The following is a 19,239-nucleotide window of genomic DNA, read 5'->3' as shown; positions in this document are numbered from 1 at the left end:
GTTACAGAATCCCAAAGAGGAACAGGAGAATGGCATCCATCCGGCCCGCCCAAGCAGCCTCGTTGTGCTTGGCGCCAACATCCACGTAGTAGAGGAGGTCGTTGCCTTCCTTCCATCCCTTCTCCGCCAGCGCATCTTTTAGGAGCTCCGCGTTCGCCACAGAATCCAGCCCCTCCAGAGTCCCCATGTCCAGCCAGATCTTGAGCGGCAGCTTCCTCTTCAGTGCCTTCGTCTCCTTGAGAAGCACTTGATCGTCCCACCAGATGCTCGGCGACACGACCGCCAGCCGCCCAAACGCCTCCGGCCGCGTGAGGCCCAGGTGAAGCGTCGCCACACCGCCAAAGGATGACCCGCAAAGCCCGGTCGATTGGGGGCCCTTCTTGGTGCGGTAGGTCTTGTCCACGAAGGGCATGACTTCGTCGGTCAAGAACCTGCCATAGAGGTCCGCCTTTCCGCCATCGCCCGACCCGTTGGGGCGGGTGACCCGCGTCGGCAAGTACTCGTTGGCGCGTTCGACCGTCGCATTGGAAACCGCCACGATGAGGATCGGCTCGATGGCCTTGGCCCGGATCAATGCCTCAGCCGCCTCGTCGGCCCGCCACTCCATGTTGGGGATATAGGAGGTCATCCCGTCGAAGACGTTTTGCCCATCGTGCATGTAGAGCACGGGGTAACGCCGCTTCGGCTCTTGGCCGTAATTAGGGGGCAAATAGACCCAGATGTCTCGCTTGTTGCCCAGAATCTTGGACTCGAACGCAGGGTGGGCTTTGATGACGCCGGTGAGGCTGGTACGGCGCTCCTCGGGCTTGGCTTGAGAGCCTTGCATGGGGACCGGGGCGAGCAGCGATGCAGCGATCAAACCGAGGATCATGGCCCGATTATGGGCGGGCGGGCTGCATCGTGACACACCCTTTCCCGTGCCGCGTCCAATCTAGCGTGCTGACCTCCATCCTCCCTTCGCTGGCCTGTGCGCTGTCGCTTGCCTCGGCTCAACCGGGCCGCGCTTGGTTTTCCAGCCTGGAGTGGGCGGTGGCAAGTTCCACCCTGATCGTTCGGGGACACATCGCCTCGGTCAAGAGCCTCAAATCGCCCTATGGCGGCGACGAGGTCGTGTTCAGAGTGGATGAAGCCCTGAAGGGTGAAGCTCAGCAGGAGGTGGCTTTCGCCGCTCGGTTTCGGGGAGCGCCGTATGGGGTGGCGCAGAAGTGGATGGAAGCGAAGAAGCAGCTGCTGGTCTTTCTCGTTACTTCCCAGAGCCTCTCCCAACTGAACCCGGCCGTCTCTGGGGAGCCCTATGCCCTAACACCCCTCGACGGCTGGTCCGACCACGGCATGATCGAACTAGACCCCAACGCAGGCGTCCAGATCCTCACCATGGCCATGGAGCCGCTCTCCAAACCCGGCGACATCCTCAAGCGCGTTCGAAAGGCAATCCCTCTTCCCAAACCCGACGCTATGACGCGACTGGAAGTGCCAATCGGCGTCGCAATGCCCCCGTTCGGCCACACCGGCATGGGCGCAATGCTGGACGTCCCCGTGGATGGGCGACTAGAAACCTTGGCGAAGAGCTGGATACGCTCCCGGAAAGGTCCCTGGCGGGTGCTGGGGGTTCATGCTCTGGAGCGCTTCAAGTCCTCAGAGAATGTCAAGCTCGCGAAGGACCTGCTGAGCGACCGCTACGAGGAGGCCTGGACGCGAATCCGGCAGGGCGTGGAGGTCAAGATCCGCCCAGTACGAGAGGCCGCCAAGGATCTGCTCGAAGCCTGGGGCATCCCATGGGAGCCTGTCAGCCAAGCCTCTATCAAGGCATCAAAGGAAATGATCCGCATTCCAGCCGGGGAGTTCATCGCCGGCGGGACCCCGGGCGCCGAGGACGCTGGTCCGGAGCGAAAAGTCCACTTGGAGGAGTTCTGGATCGGCAAGACCGACGTCACCGTCGCGCAGTTTCGCGCGTTCTGCAAGGCCACGGGTTTCGTCTTTGACTGGGAGAACAACCGCCCTTATCGAGGCGTTCGGGACGACCAACCCATGTCCTGTGTCACCTGGGACGAGGCCCGTGCCTTCTGTCTCTGGGCTGGAGGCGACCTCCCCACCGAGGACCAATGGGAAAAGGCCGCGCGAGGGACCGACGGCCGGCGCTACCCCTGGGGTAACGATCCCGACCCAACCCGCCTGCATATTTGGCCCAACACGCGAACCCGTTGGCGGCGCGCAGCACCCGTCGGCAGCTACCCCACCGGCGCAAGCCCCTATGGCTGTCTGGACATGTCCGGCAATGTGTTTCAGTGGCTCCTGGGCGGCACGCCCACCGCGCGGCCGAGCCGCGGAGGAAGCTACCAGGAAGAACTCAGGGACCTCCGCTTCCTGCAGCCTGCCGGGCGAGGTTCTATGCACGGACAAGGCAGGATCGACACCCAAGGCTTTCGCATCGCGGCCACGAAGAAGCTCAAATTGCCTTGAATTCGCTTTGGTGCTGGATCGGTGCGCAGTGTGGCCGTCGAACCCGTAAGGCCGATTGGGTGTCTTCGCTTCTCTTCGCTCCAGCTATCGCGCCCAGCCCATGCCGAGCCCATAAACGAAGAAGGACAGCACCGCCGCACCGATGCCTCCGGCAACTCCAAGCGAGAAAAAGGCCCCGATCACAAGTCCGATCCCGAAAATAAGGCTTAACACATAGAGGACCATCAGCACTTCTTTCTTCTCGGACTTCGGCGAACGCTGAAGGACCGCGCTCAGAAGGCACAAGAGCGCTGCCGGAACCGCAAGGGCCCAGAACCTGACGTCGCCAAATGTCCCTATCGAGGCCAAGTGTTGCTCACCCGTCATACTCCACGTTTACCAGATTTCAAGTCAAATACTACACGTTCTTAGCAGAATGCGGGAACACTGGCCCAGTTTGGACGGTATTCCACTGCAAATGAATCGAAGCGCTCACAGGATGAAGGGCCGCCTCGTGGCGATCCTGATCGCTCTGGCCTCGCTGGCATCGGCGCACCCGGGAAACGGTATCGTCGCCCTCTCCGCGAACGTCGTCCTCACCGGCGACGCCATTCACAACGGCCTCTGGCGCTTCGAGCTGGGCAAGGCCCCCAAGAAGCTGACCGGGAACCTTCGCTTCCATTGCCACTGGGTGACGAAGGGTCTCTACGGCAGGCTTTATGCCGAGACCTTGAGCAAGCCCGCGGCGCAGTGGGACGACACGGTCTATGTCCTGGACCCACAGGGCGCCCACCCGGTAGAGATCGACCATGGCCCTGAGGGGACGTTCGGAGTGTTCACCGTGGGAAGATCGGGCGAGATCATCCGCAGGTCGGGACAGAAGATCTTTGCGCGAGCAAGGGGGACCGACCGGCCGTTTCGGGGCTCCGGAAGGGTTGCCGAAGGGAGTCCCCCGCTGGGGGCCGTGCAGGCATTCGCCTGGGGGCCGGAGGATGACCTGTATCTGGTGGATGGCCCCTATGTTCGGCGGGTTGGGCAGGACGGCGTGATTCGGCTTGTCACCAAGCTCCAGGGCTCGGTAACCAGCCGCCTCTACGCGGACAGCAGCGGCGGCCCTATGGCCTGGGGGATCGCCGTGGATTCCAAGCGCCGGATCGTGGTGGCTTTGCCCTCGAACGGCCAGGTGCTGCTCATCGATCCGAGCGGCAAGCAGACGGTGCTGGCCCGTTCCGAAAACGGCTGGGCGGCGACGGGTGTGGCGGTTTTCGGCGAAACGGTCTTCCTGCTGGAATCGAAGACGGAGAGAAACTCCAACTCCGGCCCGCGGGTGCGGGCCATCCGCCCGGATGGGCGGATTCAAATGCTTGGTATGGCAAGCTGACAAACTCAATCTGCGATACTCCTGTCCACATGTCTTTGGGAGTGCGCCCCGATCATCGGGGTGCTTTCAATCGATGAGCAACAACGGCTGGAACGATGTAGCACAGGCGTCTCGCCTGTGCAGCTCACCGCCCATTTGGGAGGATTGCGGATGAGAGCCAACGCCCGGCTCATTCTCCGCGGCGCCTCAGGCAACAACCTCCGCGCCATCGACGTCGACATCCCGCGGGGCCTCTTCACCTGCGTCACCATTGAGCCTGGTCCTTAGGAACCGGATGACACGGCCGGCACCCAAGTCAGGTTTCCAGGGATCTGTTCGCTCCACGAGCCGCTTCGACTGCTGAAAAGCGCGGCAAACGGATCGCGCTACGATTTCAGCTTCGCGACTCCCTGCACGTCGCCGGCAGGATTGATGCTGCGCACGTCGAACGAACCACCTTTTGGCAGCATAAGGACTGGCACTGGATCACCTGGCAGGATTAAGATTTGGTCAATGGGCACCGCGGTCAGAGGCTCGCCTGACACGAACGCCTGAACAAGTTGCATACCCTCTCTCGCCAAGATGCTCTCCGGTATCTCGACAGGGACTCTTCCTAAAGTGCGCGAGAGCCAATCTGCCCTTCCGCGGATGTAGGTGACCTTGGGAAAAAACACCATGACGTCGAAATCGTCACCGTATGGGTTACCCGCTCGATCCACGAAAACGGTCGGCGTCTTAACGAGGCCCATCGACGTGGCGTAGCGGTAAGCGGGCCATTCGAGAGCGGGCGAGCTCTCTTCGAGCATGTTCGCGAGGTATACCGAGAGAGGATCGATTCCTGTGATCTGCCTAAAGCAGTACGCCATCGGCGTCCACTCGTCGTCCGCCACCTTCGCCGTGCTTTCATAAACGTGTGCCCTGCCGGCCCAGACGATGATCTTCGCTTTGGGATCCTTATCGAGAATCCGCTCCTTCAGATTCTGAGCTTCGGTGCGCTCCCGGAAGTTCTGGTAATACTGTAGAGTCGGGTCTTCCTTCCTTGGCGCTTGTTCGGTTGCTTCATAGGGCACGAGCTTGTAGCCGAGCGCCATCGCTTCGCGCACACCTTGGGCGAAGACAGGATCCTGGGTGTAGGTACCCGTGTCGAGGAGCGGATAGCCACACCTGATTGTCTCGGAAAGGTCCAGGTTGAACGTCTCGGCGGCGAAGTACGTGAACCCCTTCTTCCTCAGCGCCCTCAGCAAAGGGATCATCAAACATCTGCTCTGGGGCTTGACATGCTCCTCACCCAGCATCACGACTTGATGATGTTCGGCTTTCCGAACGATCTCCACGACCGCATCGATCGGCTTCATCCCCATCAAATGAGATTCCAGAATGGGCCCTTTGGCCTTGAAGGGTTGCTTGGTTCGGCCCCATGCCTCCGTAGCGCCGCGGACATCTCCCATCGTCGCCAGCGCGGTGGCCACAAGCTGGTCGTAGAGAGAAGCATCCATCTTGCGGATCTCAGACTCCCTCTCGAGCAACTCGGTGTAATGCTTCAGCGGGTTGCCGGCAAGCCGCTCGGCCTTCCCCAGCTCGAAGGGGTTGTTCGGTGCCCGTTCTTGCGAGCCCGATAGAGAGCCCAGGCAAACGCTTGCAAGGAATAGATACTGTACCATCGATAATACAATACCAATACGTGGACTGGCTTTGTTCCCAAAGGGTAGGATACTGCGAAAGTGAGTCAGAAGGACGTTAAGGCAAAGCCGATCATCGATCAACAGAAGGCGATGCGAGAACTGCTTGCGAGCGCCAGTCCCGTCGTGATTGGCGCACGGCTTCGGCGCGCGAGGCGAAGCATAGGCCTCTCGATCCGTGACCTCGCCGCTTTGGCCCTCGTCAGCAAGAACTCGATCGTTCGGATCGAGCAGGGCGGAACGCCGAACTCGATGACCGTTCTCAAGCTCTGTGAGGCGCTGGGCATCCATGTGGCTTCGCTTGCCAAGCCCTCGAAGAAGGAAAGCGAGACATTCGCAGTGCACCGAGCCGAAGACGACCGCTGGTACGAGCTTTCGGACTTCGGTTCGGGCGTGCTTGCCGGCCTTGATCGTCCGCTTACCGAGAAGGAGCGACGCGAGCTGGTCCGAAGAGGCGCACGCGTTCCCTTGCTCATACTCAAGAGCCGCCTAGACGCCGGAAAACTCCTACCTACCGTCGTCGAACTCTACGCGCCAAGCGATGTGCGAAGCCACGCCGGCGAGGAGTTCGCCTATGTCCTGAAAGGCGACGCGATCATCACCGTCGGCGGGCGTCCGGTGAAGCTCGGGGAAGGCGAATCGGTGACTTTCTGGAGCGCCGAAGAGCACATCTACGCCCCCGCCCAGGGCAGTTCGCTACCTGTGAGGATCCTCTCGGTTCGACTAGACGACAAAGCCAAGTCTTGACACCGGGCCGTCGCGATTTTGGACATCCGTGCCGCTTGTCGATCAGCTATACTTCTGTCCACATGTCTTTGGGAGTGCGCCCCGATCATCGGGGTGCTTTCAATCGATGAGCAACAACGGCTGGAACGACGTAGCCCAGGCATCTTGCCTGGGTGGCCCACCACTCCACTGGGAGGCGCCCCGTTGAGCAACAACGGCTGGAACGATGTAGCCCAGGCGTCTCGCCTGTGCAGCTCACCTCCCAAGTTGGAGGCGCCCCGTTGAGCGCCAACGGCTGGAACGATGTAGCACAGGCGTCTCGCCTGGGCACCTCACCTCCCAAGTTGGAGGCGCCCCGTTGAGCAACAACGGCTGGATCGTCCTGCGCGGCGCCTCAGGCAACAACCTCCGCGCCATCGACGTCGCCATCCCGCGCGGCCTCTTCACCTGCGTCACCGGCGTCTCCGGCTCCGGCAAGTCCACCCTCGTCCAGGACACCCTCTTCCCCCGCCTCATGTACGAGGTCTACGGCACCCGCACCACCTGGGCCGCGCACGACGCCATCGAGGGCCACGAGGGCATCGACAAGGTCATCGACATCGACCAATCCCCCATCGGGCGCACCCCCCGCAGCAACCCCGCCACCTACACCGGCACCTTCGACATGGTCCGCGAGCTGTTTGCCATGACCCCCGACGCCAAGATCCGCGGCTACAAGAACGGCCGCTTCAGCTTCAACGTCAAGGGCGGGCGGTGCGAGGCGTGCAAGGGCGACGGCATCATCAAGATCGAGATGCACTTCCTGCCGGACGTCTACGTGCCGTGCGAGGTCTGCAAGGGCCGGCGCTACAACCGCGAGACGCTGGAGGTGCGCTATAAGGGCAAGAACATCGCCGACGTGCTGGCGATGACGGTCGAGGAGGCGGAGGAGTTCTTCAGCGCCATCCCCAAGATCCACCGCAAGATGGCGACGCTGCTGGACGTGGGGCTGGGCTACATCAAACTCGGCCAGCCGGCGACCACGCTCTCCGGCGGCGAGGCGCAAAGGGTGAAGCTGGCGGAGGAGCTCTCGAAGCGCTCGACCGGGAGGACGCTCTACATCCTCGACGAGCCCACGACGGGGCTGCACTTTGAGGACGTCAAGAACCTGCTCGGGGTCCTGCACCGCTTGGTGGACCAGGGCAACACGATGATCGTCATTGAACACAATCTCGATGTCATCAAGACTGCGGATTGGGTCATTGACTTAGGGCCAGAAGGGGGCACTGGAGGCGGACGGGTTGTCGCCATGGGAACCCCCGAAGAAGTCGCCGCCAATGGGGACAGTTGGACGGGGAGGTATTTGAAGGGGGTGCTCTCAAGGACTTGAAGCAATGAGGAAGAGACCTTTCGTATACCGACCGTGGGCTCGGGTGAAGATGGGGCTTGTGCTGTCGGTCGTCTGGATTGCTGGATTTGCACTTGCACTTGCGGCTGATGGCAAGTTCACCCAAGGGCGGTTTCTTCGCGGGCTTTGGGGTGCGCCGATGATTCTCGGTGTCACCGGGATTCAGGAGCTGCGGTACTGGTTTCTCTTCGGGAGAAAGAAGGAGTAATGACCAACTCGGGGTCCTGTCCCGATGATCGGGAGACCAAGGCAACACCATGATCGTCATTGAGCACAATCTCGACGTCATCAAAACGATGGACTGGGTGATCGACCTCGGCCCCGAAGGCGGCACCGGCGGCGGCAAGGTCGTGGCGATGGGCACGCCTGAAGAAGTGGCGGACGTCGAAGGAAGCTGGACGGGGAGGTATTTGAGGGGGGTGTTGGCGTGATTTATTCAGTCTTCTGACTTGAGTCCAATTACCCAGCCGAAGGTCGGCGGTTCTTCACTAAGGGATCTCCGTTACAGCTATGTCCCGCATCCGCTTTCTGGCCTCTGCCTCATTGATCGCTCCTTGAACGTCGGTATGGGCACGGTTGTTCCGCTTCTCATCTGGCGTGTGATTAACTACTTGACTTTCCACCTCTCGTACAAGCCCGGCAACGAGTGAGTAGACCGCATAATTCTCTGCAGGTTTGTCTGGAGCGAACCTACCCTGAGTTTCTTCCGGCGTACTGTACTTCTCCCAATCTGTCGATAGGCCAGGTGATGCATTTGGATCATCCTGGTTTGTCTGATACTTGAACGCACCTGATGTCGCTGCCCCTTCTCGTAGCCAGTTTCGATGAACGCGAAGGAATAGCCGAGCATCGTTCGGGATAGCTTCAGCATTCCAGTTAGCCATTGGAAAAGTCCCACGCAGCGGGCTCAGTCAAGCAGAAGCCACTGAAGAAGTGAAGCGTTGCTCTTCTCAAGGCAAATCCGGCCACGGGCATCGCCACAGTTGGATCTTCCATAGTACACGCAAGGGCTCTTTGAGTCCTCAGGAATGTTGACCAATAGGGCACGGTCACCGACTGTCCAGTCGATGTCCACCGATCCCTGAGGGCCGTGATTGATCTCCGGAGCCGGCAGGTTTAGCCCGGTAGCTTTCCAAAGCGCTCTCGCCTCCTTTCGAAGGAATTTGACCGCCCGTTCCCAAGTGGTCTTCTTGTAGGCCGGGCTGCCTTCCGCATCCCAGTTTTCGGCAAAATCAAGCATGTATTTTGAACGCTCAATCTCTTCTTCGATCTCCTGCGGGACCCTAACCGTGTTCGCGTTCGACTCGAAATCCGCTAAGTTCGCAAATACAACGTCCTCGTAGATGAGCGGCCTTATGCTGCACAGATAGTCTCTTATGTCCACAGGGTCCGCTGTGACCGGTGTGGTGAAGTCTTCGCTAGCCCAGAACCCGCGCCTGGCGTGGGGATCGATCCTAGGTGTCGTCTGAAGAAGCCGATTGTATGGGCCCTTATAGCATCCGTAGGCGCCCAACATGCTTGACAGGTCGTTCCCTGCGATCACGTCCGATGCTCCACGCGTCATGATGCCAGGATTCTTTAGTTCGAGATATCTCATGTTCCTTCTAGTGGGGAGTGAAGTCGGTCAGACTGGAATTCTTGAGATGACCTGCGACGGTCCGCAGCTTTCGCTGCGCCCTAGCCACCTGCCGCTGAAGTGCGCCAATGTCACTGGCGTCCATTGTAAACTCAATCGTCTTGGACTCAAAGTCGGCGCCTATGTACTCAAGGACGAGGGTGTGGGTGGGAATGCCTCCGACGAGGCTTTCCCCATTCTCGGCGAACACCCATCGAACATCGGTCAGAATCTGCGACCGCAACAATAGGTGCGAGTGAGCATGATACAAGTCGTGAATCTTGGCGAAATAAGATAGTAACGAGCCTGTCGAGAGTAGCGCCGACAAGACGGGCACACGCTCTTTCCAGGCTTGAGCGTTCCATTCTTTGAGTCCTTTCGCAGTGGAGAGGAACTCAGCTGCCACTGACAGCACTTCCGATGCGGAGCAGCCTCGCCTCCTCTGCAACATGGCCAACGAAGCCAGAACACTCATCATGGCCTCAACGGAGGCAGTGTCCAGATCCGCGATCTTGCCTGCAGCTTTGACCGCTTTGGTCAGCGATCCGCTGGGAGGAAGGCTCTCAAGCTTCGCGGCAAGCGTCTTCAGGCTCGAGACCGGAGTTTTGAGGAGCAAGGCCACCGCTGGCCATTGACTGGGTGGAATTCCAACTGTTGGCTGTATCATCTGCTTTCTGCCCTAATTCTGGCTTCAGAAGGCCGCTCCTGCAGTCTTTCACAACGGCATGTCCCGTTGCAACCCTGGGCAACATTGGCAAACACGACTGGGCTCCGTGAAGTTCCTCCAGGATCTGCCTGCCGTCAATGCGCCCAGGTCTTTGGCCTTTGAAGGGGTCCCGAAGCTCCCCACGCCTACCTCGAAACCGTCGCGCTGACCCTCTCGCTCAGGGGTCCCGGCTCGTTGCGTGTGCTCATCCATCTGCCGATAAAGTGCGCGGTCTGGTTCGCCTCGCTTCCGTCGAAGTTCGCGGTGTAGGGCGTCCGGCTGTCGGTCGCCAACCTCTCTACCATGTTGGATTCCTCCGTTCGCTCCTTGGCGCCCTCGGTGCCCTCCTTGGCGGCTGTGGTTCGCTCCTTGGAGCGGGCCGCGCGCTCCGTGGAGCGGTTGAATGGCTGGGTGGATTATACCAACCGCTCCCTGGAATGGATGAACGGTTCCTTGGAGCGGGCGAACCGCTCCAAGGGGCGAAAGATAGTTTTTCAGCCTGAAACTTGCAGGAAGTGGCATTGTTCGCTTAGAATCCTCTCATAGGGAGAAACGAACGATGAATGAGATGCAGAGCAAGCGAACGCGCGACGCGGACCTAGGCGCCATCGGCTTCGACTCCTCCGAACCGTATCTGGACTCCCGCGCCCCCGTCGTCGCCGGCCAGCCCGAAGTCCGCCAATACCGCGCCCGCTACCTCGACGCCGGCGGCCCCATCGGCATCTGGTCCGACATCGTCTCCGCCACCGCCCAGCCATAGGAATTCGAGAGGATGCGTTGCCGAGCAATGTGATGTCGGCGGAGTTGTAGGAATTAGCATCCGTGCGGCAGGCCAGCAGAACCTATTCATTTGGCGCGGCTTCTGAGGATGAGCCCCGACTATTGCTGGGCACTCGTAGACAACAGACCCATTGCGCCCTTGATAGCCGCACATGCCCCCCCAGCGACGCTATTTTGAGGTCTCCATTCATTCTTCTCGCCCTCCGCAAGGAGCGGCAACACGCCGAGTTCCTGAGGATGCGCTTGGACATATTTCCGAACACAAGCCCGAATGCACGCATTCTCGTCGAAGCCAATTGCGTTCTTCTTGAGCGAGTCGCTCCTGACCTTCCTGATGGCTGTGGCCCAGTTGCTATCGTCAGTCCCTTGCCCTATTAGTAGCGCTTCTTGCATTTGGTTGCCCGAACACCCGTCGATCTCCAGCCGCAGAATCATGCGAACACTTGGGGGAAGGTCCAAGACTGCATCGCCGGGCCACATCAATTCGCAGATCGGCATCCCTAATTTGTTTACTGCCTCTTCCTTAGTAGCAGCAAACAGATACGGACGATGGGTCTTAACTTCATCCGACGTGTCGCCTGCATAGGCGGTGACAAGTTCAGCACCAAACTTCATCCGCATGGCAAAATTCTTGAAGGTTCGAGAGGCCCAGCCACCTTCGTATGTCTGCTTGAAGTATTGCTTCAGCCCAAACCCAGCCATCGTCTCAACCAGACCGCGCTGCAGTTGATTCATGGCAGCAATGAAGGACGCTGGGTTGTGGGTGCGAGCAAAAGAGAATAGCGCACCATAGAAATTGAGATTCTTGCGCTTGCTTTCCTTCTTAACCTCGCTGAGGCTCAGAATGTGCGTTTGCAAAGCCCGACTCTGGCAAAGTTCAGTAAGCAGAAAAGGATGCTTTCCCGCTCGAAGTTCGGACGCGATGTCATCGGAAATGAAGATGCAGCTGCCAAAGCACATAGGCTCATTAGTCGAATCTTTGTCTACGACACATCCCCAAAGTTTGTCAGCGAGCATGAGATCGAGAATGAATCGACGCATCGGCTCGAAGATCTGTCGCGCCTTCACAACAGCGCAAATATCCGAAAGCTCCAGGCAGGTCCTGATATCCCCGGGAAGCATCCTGCGTGACTTCATGCCGTCATTGTAACAGAAGGCAAGGGATGGTCCTACTCGCGCCTGAAGCCGCCTTGGTGGAAAGCACTGCTTTGGCAGTGTCTCCACCCGCCGATCACAGGCTGCACGGTGTATTCAGCCCCACAATGGGCGATTCTCTCTCACTAAAGAGAAAAGTGGGTCATAAAGGAGTCGTCGGTGCGGGCAGCGGAACCCTTTGACGGAAATCCCTAGCCCGCGATCCGACGGAGACTATTATGGCTCGCAAGAGCAATCGAGGTTACGCAAAGCTCGCGACGGTCCTCATCGTCCTATTGGCGGGAGGAGTCCTGGGCTTGATGAACATGCCGCATCAGGCCGCCGCGTCCGTCGAGTACGCGAACGAGACGGCCAAAGCGGTCACCGATGTGAAGGCCCCCGTGGTCACTCGCATCGAAGACGTGCTTACCAAGTTGGATCGGGGCGAACAGCTCGCCGACGAACTCGTCGAGGCCCAGACCAACCCGGACCAGCTAAAGGCGAAAGTTGACGAGCTCAACCAACTGGCCACTGAGTTCAGGGCCTTCGCCAACGACAAAGACTCTCTCCGCGCCATCGTGGGCGGAGGGATCAGCTCCATCGAGTCGGTGACTGGCAAGATCGAGCGAGACGCAGACGATGCGAGGAAGGTCCAAACCAAACTCGAACAGGATGCGCGCGCCCAAACAAGCCCCGAGGCAAAGGAAGGAAAGCTGAAGGCAGCTAAACTTGCCGGCGACCGGGCGGCCCTGTGGGATGCCTTTGCGGGCTCCAACTCTACGGCCCAAGACCAGTTGAAGTCGTACAACGCTGACCTTCAGCGCCTTGCCGAACTGGCAGACGCGAACGCCGACGTGTACGAACAAGCGGCACTAAATGCGACCCTCTCCAGCAGCATGCGAGAGAGCGCGAGCATTCTGCGCACCTCGGCGGGTGCGGACGTCGATCGGCTCGCTAAGCGAATGCGGGAAACGTGGGACAACCTCGACAAGGCGGTTTCCACGATGACCTCTGACGCTCAGAAGCTGGCCCAGATCGACAATGCCACCAAGTAAACCAGCCAGCCCAACTCTCGACTGGCCTCCCACGGGCGCCGTTTTGAACGGCGCCCGTTTTCTTGCCTCCCCTACCCCCCGACGACCGGCCCGCATTTCGAGGACGTAAAGAACCTACTCGGGGTCCTGTCCCGATGATCGGGAGACCAGGGCAACACGATGATCGTCATCGAGCATCCCGACAAGCCGGGATCTCCGCTTCGCTTCGACAACCTGGACGTGATTCCCGATGGGCCGGTACCGATGGTCGGGATCTTCGAGATCTTCGCTACGCTTCGACAAAACGGCGGATTGGGTGATCGATCTCGGCCCCGGATCTCCCTCCCCAACCCCTCCCTTCCCGACAAGCCGGGACTCGGAAGCATTTTCCGCCGGAGTGAAAAACAAGGGAGGGGCTCGGTGGGTCTTCCCTGGAACTCGGCGGGTGGCCCTCACTCTGGGCGACCCGAATCTTCTCCTTGATGGGTGGCGCCCCACACCGAGTCCCCGAGGTCTGGGGCGAATCACCACCTGACAGGATTCAGCGCCAAAACGAACGAACCCTGCAAGCCATGAAGGGCAAGCGCGTGAGCATCAACCCCCCGGCGGGTGGCCATCCTCCCTTCCCGCCCGCTCTTCGGTGACCCCTGGCTTGGGTGCCTGGGGGACTTGCCCCCTTAGGTCCACGCGTTCGCGCCGAAGCCGGAGACAGGGCACTCGGGACGAACAATTCCCTATGCGTATCCCGTCTCATCGCTAGCTAAGGAATAGCTGGAGGTAGTTCCATGTTTTCTCGTCGGTTTTCTTCGGTCGCGGCGCTGACAGCGCTCCTCGTTTGCGGCTTCGCCTGGTCCCAGACTCAAAGCTCGTCGACTTCGACCTCAAAGCAGGGGTCTTCCGCGGCTTCGGCGAGCGCCTCTTCTCGATCCTCGGCGAACGGCAGGAACGGCGCGTCCGCCTCCGGGGTGAGCTTGCCCATCCCCACGCACGCGATTCTGTATTCCCCAGGGCCGAATTGGGGCCAAGAAGGAACCGAAAGGAATCAGCGCTTGTCTGATCACGAGCGCTACATGTCAGCCCTTGCTAAGCAGCGGATCGTGGTGTTCGACGGCCCATGGCGAGACGAGCCGGGCATGCTCGCTGTGATTAGGGCGCGATCGGACGAAGAGGCACAGGCGGTCCTTGACAACGACCCGGGCATCCAATCCGGGGTCCTGGCCGGCGAACTGAAGGCTTGGCAGGTGATCCACATTGCTGCCGCCGGCGTCGCAGTCCGACCGTAATCAGGGACCGGCCGCCCCTCAACGACAGGCGCCCCCTGGCTGCCCAGGGGAACACGATGATCGTGATCGAGCATCCCGATAAACCGGGATCTCTGCTTCGCTTCGACAACCTGAACGTGCTTCCCGATGGTCGGTCCCGATGGTCGGGATCTTCGAGATCTCCGCTACGCTACGACAAGACGGCGGACTGGGTGATCGACCTCGGCCCCGGATCTCCCTCCCCAACCCCTCCCTTCCCGACAAGCCGGGCCTCGGAAGCAATTTCCGCCGGAGCGAAAAACAACGGAGGGGCTCGGCGGCGGCAAGGTCGTGGCGATGGGCACGCCGGAAGAGGTGGCGGCGGTCGAAGGCAGTTAGACGGGGAGGTATTTGAGGGGTGCTGGCGTAGTATAAGGGGATCAGCGGAGGACCTATGCCGACAAGCGTTGTTTTGCCTGAAACCATCCGAACATACTTCGATGCCAAAGGTGGCGATGCCGGCGATGCGGCCGCTTGCTTCACTTCGGACGCAGTCGTCTACGACATTGGAGAAGACCTTACGTTTTCGGGCGTCGACCAAATACGAAGCTGGCTCGGCCACACAGCGGACGAGTACAAGTTGACCTCAGAAGTGCGGTCCTGTGAAGAGAGCGCTAGCGGATACAGAGTCGGCGTGGTGATCTCGGGCGACTTCCCCGGCAGTCCGTATGAGTTCGCTTATCGATTCAAGCTTGAGGGAAGCAAGATCAAGGAACTTGCGATCGACCCCGTCGGCTCTCTTGCATGAAACGACATCCGGGCCCGCCTTGGTGATCGACCTCGGCCCCGGATCTCCCTCCCCAACCCCTCCCTTCCCGACAAGCCGGGCCTCGGAAGCAATTTCCGCCGGAGCGAAAAACAACGGAGGGGCTCGGCGGCGGCAAGGTCGTGGCGATGGGAACTCCGGAAGAGGTGGCTGAGGTCGAAGGAAGCTGGACGGGGAGGTATTTGAGGGGTGCTGGCTTGGGTGTAATAGGTAGGACTTCTGAGAAAGAACCATCATGAAAGCTCGAGCTTGGGTTTCTTGCGCACTTGCTACGCTCATCGCGGTAACGGGCTGCGGCTCGGAGAAGTTTTCAGGCACCTACGTGAATGACCCTTCCGCGCTTCAAGCAATGCAGGAAGCTGGCGGCATGCTGTCACAGGAGATTGTCTTTCAACAAGACGGCACATTTGCTGTCAAGTCTGAGACCACCTCGCCCCAGGGCGTACCCACACAAACCACAGCCACCGGGACCTACACGCTAAAGGGCGACAAATTGACGATGACGACTATCATCGAAAACGGGCAATCGGCTCCAGAAACGAGCCGCGTACCAGTTACCTACCGAATGGCCGACGACAAGACCTCATTCGAAATGCCCGAGTTCTCATGGGTCAAGTACGTGAGAAGGTGAGGTGTACGGTTTGCCACCCCGTGTTGTCCTATGCCCCCGGACGGACTGCAATTCGAGGACGTCAAGAACCTACTCGGCGTCCTGTCCCGATGATCGGGAGACCAGGGCAACACCATGATTGTCATCGAGCATCCCGACAAGCCGGGATTCCCGCTTCGCTGCAACAACCTGGACGTGCTTCCCGATTGTCGGTCCCGATGGTCGGGATCTTCGAGATCTCCGCTGCGCTTCGAGATCGTCCATCCGCGCGGCGGGCCGCCTGAACGATCCCTTTTGCCGGGACCCAACAGAGCTCGGCTAAGGGTCCAAACACCGCCTTCCCAGCCAGAAATATGTAATGATCCCCTGCAAATGTTATGTCGCGTTGTTCTTTCCATGCTCGCGCTACTCGTGGGCACGTATGCCTGCGCGCAATCCGGATACCGTCTTGTGCGCACCGAGGTCACCAAGCACATTGCCGGCGAGCAGCCGCAGACGTCCGTCGTCCAAGGCGGCACGAAGACCCTCGAGCTCGCCACCACCCAGCCAGGGTTCACTTCCCTTGGCACTGCGACCATCACCGTTCCCGACAGCGTCGCGGACGACAAGGCGAAGTTCACGTTGGGCGCGCGTATCCAGGGCACATGGAACCTGAAGGGCACGACCTGGAACATCAGCCTCGGGCTCAACGTGGCCGGCGTTCCCAAAAGCCAAGGCAAGGGCGATCCGGGGCCGTGGCTGGAGGCGGGGAGCCACTCGATGCAGGTTGAGCTCTCCTACGAGACGTCGTTCGGAGCGCATGGCATGGTGCGCAGGTGGACCGAAAACGGCAAGGACTATCGGAGTTTCAGGGTGGAGGGCCACACGGGCGTCGTCCAGACCCTCTCGGGGTTCGTTCTGACCTATGTCTACGAACTCTCCAAGCCGGCGGCAGACGGCAAGGGTGTGACGATTGAGTTGACGCATCCGGTGGGCAGAAGCCCAAAGGTGTTTACGCGCGGCTGGACGTTTGGCGCCAAGGCCACGGGCCCCGCCGGACTCGATCTGAGTTCCAAAGTATCGTGGAAGGGCAGCGGCTCTTTCTCTCCCTCAACCGGGGCGAGGTCCATGCCTGCGTTCTCGCGCGCGGGTAAGAACTCGATCACGATCAGCGTGACCCATAAGGGGAAAACATACGCCAAGACTTTCTCGATCGAGGCCGTCGACCCGGCCGGCTACGCGAGGGTCGGGACAAAGTCCATGGCCCCGGCCTGCGCCCACGGCTGCCCGGCATGCCCTCATACGGTGATCGGCCCGGTCACCAGCGGAAGTCCGACCGTTCGCATCAACGGCCAGCCGGCAGCTCGTGTGGGCGATGTGGGAACCCATACCGCGTGCTGCGGCCCGAACACGTTTAGGATCGAAGAGGGCGACAGCCAGGTGCTCATCGACGGCAAGCCGGCCGCTCGAATCGGTGACAAGACGAAGCACTGCGGCGGCGCAGGAAAACTGGTCGCGAAGAAGTAGTGCGCGAGGGCCGGCCTCTCCGAAGGCTGCCCCCGAAGGGAGGCAGGTGCGGCCCTGCGCCGCTTGGTGGACCGGGGCACCACGGCCCTCGGCGATCGAGAGTCTCGGCTGCACTTCGAGGACGCGCGGAACCCCAAATCATGCCCTGCCCGTACCTCTCTTCATGCTGACCGCAAGCCTGATAGTGGCGTTGGTTCTCCAGTCCGACCTTCCGAAGTGGCAGCCCCCGCCCGGAGAGGAGAGCGCGCAGGAACGCGCCTTGATCGATCGCGCCGCGAAGGCGATGGCCGCGGGAACCGGCGTCTCCTCCGTCCTTTCGGACTCTTACTATGACGAAGTCCGTCCCTTTCCGCGATTTCGAGACCTGATCCGCCTGAACGCTCCGAGCGGCGAAGTAACGATGGTAACGCCTCAAGAACCGGGAGAGCGGCTGTCGCTCACCTTCAAGCTCGGCAAAGCGGGACAAACGATCTACGCCTATCACACGGATGCTCGCGGCGCCTATGGAAAGAACGGCGTCCACATTCAAGCGAACAGCGGCGACGACAAATATGCTCGGCTCTTTGCCTATGTGAAGACGGGTCCTGACGGTTCGGCGACGCTGCATACGATTCGGCCCGCGGGATACCCCCGAGGGGAGCTTCCCCAGCACGTCCATTTTCGCGTTGCTCCGGTTGCGGCCGGCGGGGATGAGATCTGGTTTTCCGATGACCCCCGGCTGACCCCAGTTGCGCGGGAACGAGGCAGGCATTCCGCCATTATCGTCACGCCTCTCAAGACTAGCCAGGGCTGGACCGCCGCCGCGACGATTCAGCTCCGCGAGCGCTAAGGGGATCGCGCTCCAGAAGTCGCCATCCATACGGTCGAAGTCCGCACGGTGTGCCATGGCGGCGTACGCAAAGGTCGCTTGGACGTGATCAAGACGGCGGACTGACTGATCGACCTCGGCCCGGAGAACCCCTCAGCCGGTTCGCCGAAGCTCACCGACCTCTCCCCCATGGGGCGAGGTGGACACAGACGCCCCATTTCGCTATGGGACGGGTTCAAACGCCCGCCGGATCGAGGCCACCTTCATCGCCTGCTCCTTGCCCTTGAGTTTCCGCTCCCCCAGGTCATCCACAACCAAGCCTTCCTCCCCGGCCAGGGCAGGGGCAAGTTCGCCCGAGACGAGCAACGCTGCGCCCTCCTCGCCGCAAAGCCGCTCCAGCCGCGAGGCGACGTTCAAAACGTCCCCGTGGAACACGATCTCGCTCTTGATTTGCCCCACGTCGGTCGCGATCACCGTTCCCCAGTGCGCTCCCGCTTTGAACTCAGGAACGACCCCGTAGCGCTGCAAATATCTCGGTGAAAGCCCTGCCAAGAGGTCTTGAATTGCGAAGAAGCACCGGGCAAACTCGGGACCGGGCTGAACGCCCTTTCGGAGGGTCCAATACAGCACCACCTCGTCTCCGATGAAGTGCGAGACGCGCGCCCCGTGTTCGAGCAGCGCGGGGGTGATGTCGAAAAAGGCATCGCGGATCAGCGCGCTGAACCGGCGGTCGCCGAGCCGCTCGGCGAGTGCGGTGGAGCCTCGAAGATCGAGGAACAGGAACACGCATCGCTCCTCGCGCGGCTCGTGGTAGCGGCCGATGAGCCAGTTCCACAGCACGCCCGGCCCGAGCTTCTGCGCGACGCTGCCGAGGAACACCAGCACGAGCACGATGAGGAGGGCATAGACGGACGCGTTCAGAAACAGCCCGGTAGGCAGGTTCTCTTGCCACTCTTGCTGAACGCTCTCCCATCCCGACCGAAAGAACACGTCCGAGCCCACCCTTTCCACGCCACCATATAGGAAGTTCGCCAGGGAGATCCCGAAGAGCACCGATCCCACCGCCCCCACGGTGTATGCCGTCGCCCGGATGAGCACCGCAGGGACGAGGCGCATCTGACGCGTACGGGGCAGGACCATGCCCTCGATGGCCAACTGCGTGCACGCCAAGAGCAAGCCAACGAGAGCGGCAGTAAGGAAGTCGCCGCCCTCGAGTTCGGGCTGTCCGCGAAAGAACCGCATGAAGCCGAGCGAGGCGAGGATGCCCACGGCAAAGAGCAGAGCACCCTTCTGGAGCCGGTTTCGGTTGGCTCTCTTCATCGGTGGTTTGATTCTGGCGCAGTATGGCCGGTCTCAGTGCTTCTTTGGCACATGCGCCCAATAGGGGA

General features: G+C 60.6%; 19 protein-coding genes and 2 pseudogenes. 13 read left to right on the top strand and 8 right to left on the bottom strand.

Annotated features, from left to right (window positions below):
• Window position 1 precedes the first annotated feature (1 nt).
• Window positions 2–871, bottom strand: a complete 870-nt coding sequence (locus tag HZC36_08290) for an alpha/beta hydrolase (protein MBI5706973.1) — start codon at window positions 869–871, stop codon at window positions 2–4.
• Window positions 872–936: 65 nt separating this feature from the next.
• Between HZC36_08290 and HZC36_08285 the strand changes: the two genes are divergently transcribed.
• Window positions 937–2,460 carry an SUMF1/EgtB/PvdO family nonheme iron enzyme gene (locus HZC36_08285; protein MBI5706972.1) on the top strand — a complete coding sequence of 508 codons (1,524 nt, stop codon included), beginning with the start codon at window positions 937–939 and terminating at the stop codon, window positions 2,458–2,460.
• An 84-nt stretch (window positions 2,461–2,544) separates the two neighbouring features.
• Here the strand turns inward: HZC36_08285 and HZC36_08280 are convergent, their stop codons facing one another.
• Window positions 2,545–2,826, bottom strand: coding sequence for a hypothetical protein (locus tag HZC36_08280; GenBank protein ID MBI5706971.1), 282 nt, complete (start codon window positions 2,824–2,826; stop codon window positions 2,545–2,547).
• A 91-nt stretch (window positions 2,827–2,917) separates the two neighbouring features.
• Here HZC36_08280 and HZC36_08275 point away from each other — a divergent pair, with 91 nt between their 5' ends.
• Window positions 2,918–3,820 carry a hypothetical protein gene (locus HZC36_08275; GenBank protein ID MBI5706970.1) on the top strand — a complete coding sequence of 301 codons (903 nt, stop codon included), beginning with the start codon at window positions 2,918–2,920 and terminating at the stop codon, window positions 3,818–3,820.
• 365 nt (window positions 3,821–4,185) lie between these two features.
• Here HZC36_08275 and HZC36_08270 read toward each other — a convergent pair whose 3' ends face one another.
• Window positions 4,186–5,460 (bottom strand): hypothetical protein, encoded by a 1,275-nt coding sequence (locus HZC36_08270; GenBank protein MBI5706969.1) that lies wholly within the window; start codon window positions 5,458–5,460, stop codon window positions 4,186–4,188.
• 60 nt (window positions 5,461–5,520) lie between these two features.
• Between HZC36_08270 and HZC36_08265 the strand changes: the two genes are divergently transcribed.
• The 4 genes and pseudogenes from HZC36_08265 (at window position 5,521) to HZC36_08250 (ending at window position 8,022) form a co-directional block, all read left to right on the top strand.
• Window positions 5,521–6,225: a helix-turn-helix transcriptional regulator gene (locus tag HZC36_08265; GenBank protein MBI5706968.1), complete on the top strand. Its 705-nt coding sequence runs from the start codon at window positions 5,521–5,523 to the stop codon at window positions 6,223–6,225.
• Between the two features lie 355 nt (window positions 6,226–6,580).
• Window positions 6,581–7,573: pseudogene (locus HZC36_08260) on the top strand (excinuclease ABC subunit UvrA).
• Between the two features lie 43 nt (window positions 7,574–7,616).
• Window positions 7,617–7,799, top strand: coding sequence for a hypothetical protein (locus tag HZC36_08255; GenBank protein MBI5706967.1), 183 nt, complete (start codon window positions 7,617–7,619; stop codon window positions 7,797–7,799).
• A 34-nt stretch (window positions 7,800–7,833) separates the two neighbouring features.
• Window positions 7,834–8,022: pseudogene (locus HZC36_08250) on the top strand (hypothetical protein).
• 476 nt (window positions 8,023–8,498) lie between these two features.
• Here the strand turns inward: HZC36_08250 and HZC36_08245 are convergent.
• The 3 genes from HZC36_08245 to HZC36_08235 form a co-directional block, all read right to left on the bottom strand.
• Complete coding sequence (locus HZC36_08245) at window positions 8,499–9,188, bottom strand: hypothetical protein (GenBank protein MBI5706966.1); 690 nt, start codon at window positions 9,186–9,188, stop codon at window positions 8,499–8,501.
• A gap of 7 nt (window positions 9,189–9,195) precedes the next feature.
• Window positions 9,196–9,822 carry a hypothetical protein gene (locus HZC36_08240; GenBank protein ID MBI5706965.1) on the bottom strand — a complete coding sequence of 209 codons (627 nt, stop codon included), beginning with the start codon at window positions 9,820–9,822 and terminating at the stop codon, window positions 9,196–9,198.
• 236 nt (window positions 9,823–10,058) lie between these two features.
• Complete coding sequence (locus tag HZC36_08235; protein ID MBI5706964.1) at window positions 10,059–10,217, bottom strand: hypothetical protein; 159 nt, start codon at window positions 10,215–10,217, stop codon at window positions 10,059–10,061.
• Window positions 10,218–10,471: 254 nt separating this feature from the next.
• On the opposite strand from HZC36_08235, the gene HZC36_08230 reads away from it, so the two are divergent.
• On the top strand, window positions 10,472–10,672 hold the full coding sequence (locus HZC36_08230; GenBank protein ID MBI5706963.1) for a hypothetical protein: 201 nt from the start codon (window positions 10,472–10,474) through the stop codon (window positions 10,670–10,672).
• 119 nt (window positions 10,673–10,791) lie between these two features.
• Here HZC36_08230 and HZC36_08225 read toward each other — a convergent pair whose 3' ends face one another.
• The gene (locus tag HZC36_08225; GenBank protein ID MBI5706962.1) at window positions 10,792–11,829 is read right to left on the bottom strand and encodes a hypothetical protein; all 1,038 of its coding nucleotides are present in this window, start codon (window positions 11,827–11,829) and stop codon (window positions 10,792–10,794) included.
• 236 nt (window positions 11,830–12,065) lie between these two features.
• Between HZC36_08225 and HZC36_08220 the strand changes: the two genes are divergently transcribed.
• From HZC36_08220 to HZC36_08195, 6 genes are all read left to right on the top strand, one after another.
• A complete protein-coding gene (locus HZC36_08220; GenBank protein ID MBI5706961.1) occupies window positions 12,066–12,881 on the top strand; it encodes a hypothetical protein in 816 nt (271 codons plus the stop codon).
• A 1,028-nt stretch (window positions 12,882–13,909) separates the two neighbouring features.
• On the top strand, window positions 13,910–14,143 hold the full coding sequence (locus HZC36_08215; protein MBI5706960.1) for a hypothetical protein: 234 nt from the start codon (window positions 13,910–13,912) through the stop codon (window positions 14,141–14,143).
• A 412-nt stretch (window positions 14,144–14,555) separates the two neighbouring features.
• Window positions 14,556–14,909: a nuclear transport factor 2 family protein gene (locus HZC36_08210; GenBank protein ID MBI5706959.1), complete on the top strand. Its 354-nt coding sequence runs from the start codon at window positions 14,556–14,558 to the stop codon at window positions 14,907–14,909.
• 253 nt (window positions 14,910–15,162) lie between these two features.
• Window positions 15,163–15,558 carry a lipocalin family protein gene (locus HZC36_08205; protein MBI5706958.1) on the top strand — a complete coding sequence of 132 codons (396 nt, stop codon included), beginning with the start codon at window positions 15,163–15,165 and terminating at the stop codon, window positions 15,556–15,558.
• Between the two features lie 1,218 nt (window positions 15,559–16,776).
• Window positions 16,777–17,043, top strand: coding sequence for a PAAR domain-containing protein (locus HZC36_08200; GenBank protein MBI5706957.1), 267 nt, complete (start codon window positions 16,777–16,779; stop codon window positions 17,041–17,043).
• A gap of 259 nt (window positions 17,044–17,302) precedes the next feature.
• Window positions 17,303–17,872 (top strand): hypothetical protein, encoded by a 570-nt coding sequence (locus tag HZC36_08195; protein ID MBI5706956.1) that lies wholly within the window; start codon window positions 17,303–17,305, stop codon window positions 17,870–17,872.
• Between the two features lie 201 nt (window positions 17,873–18,073).
• Here the strand turns inward: HZC36_08195 and HZC36_08190 are convergent, their stop codons facing one another.
• Window positions 18,074–19,171, bottom strand: a complete 1,098-nt coding sequence (locus HZC36_08190; protein ID MBI5706955.1) for an adenylate/guanylate cyclase domain-containing protein — start codon at window positions 19,169–19,171, stop codon at window positions 18,074–18,076.
• Window positions 19,172–19,239: the final 68 nt, after the last annotated feature.

This window comes from Armatimonadota bacterium, assembly GCA_016223145.1.
Classification (GTDB): domain Bacteria; phylum Armatimonadota; class Fimbriimonadia; order Fimbriimonadales; family Fimbriimonadaceae; genus Nitrosymbiomonas.
The sequence above is the reverse complement of the archived record's forward strand: the minus strand, read 5'-3'. Positions and strand labels throughout refer to the sequence as shown.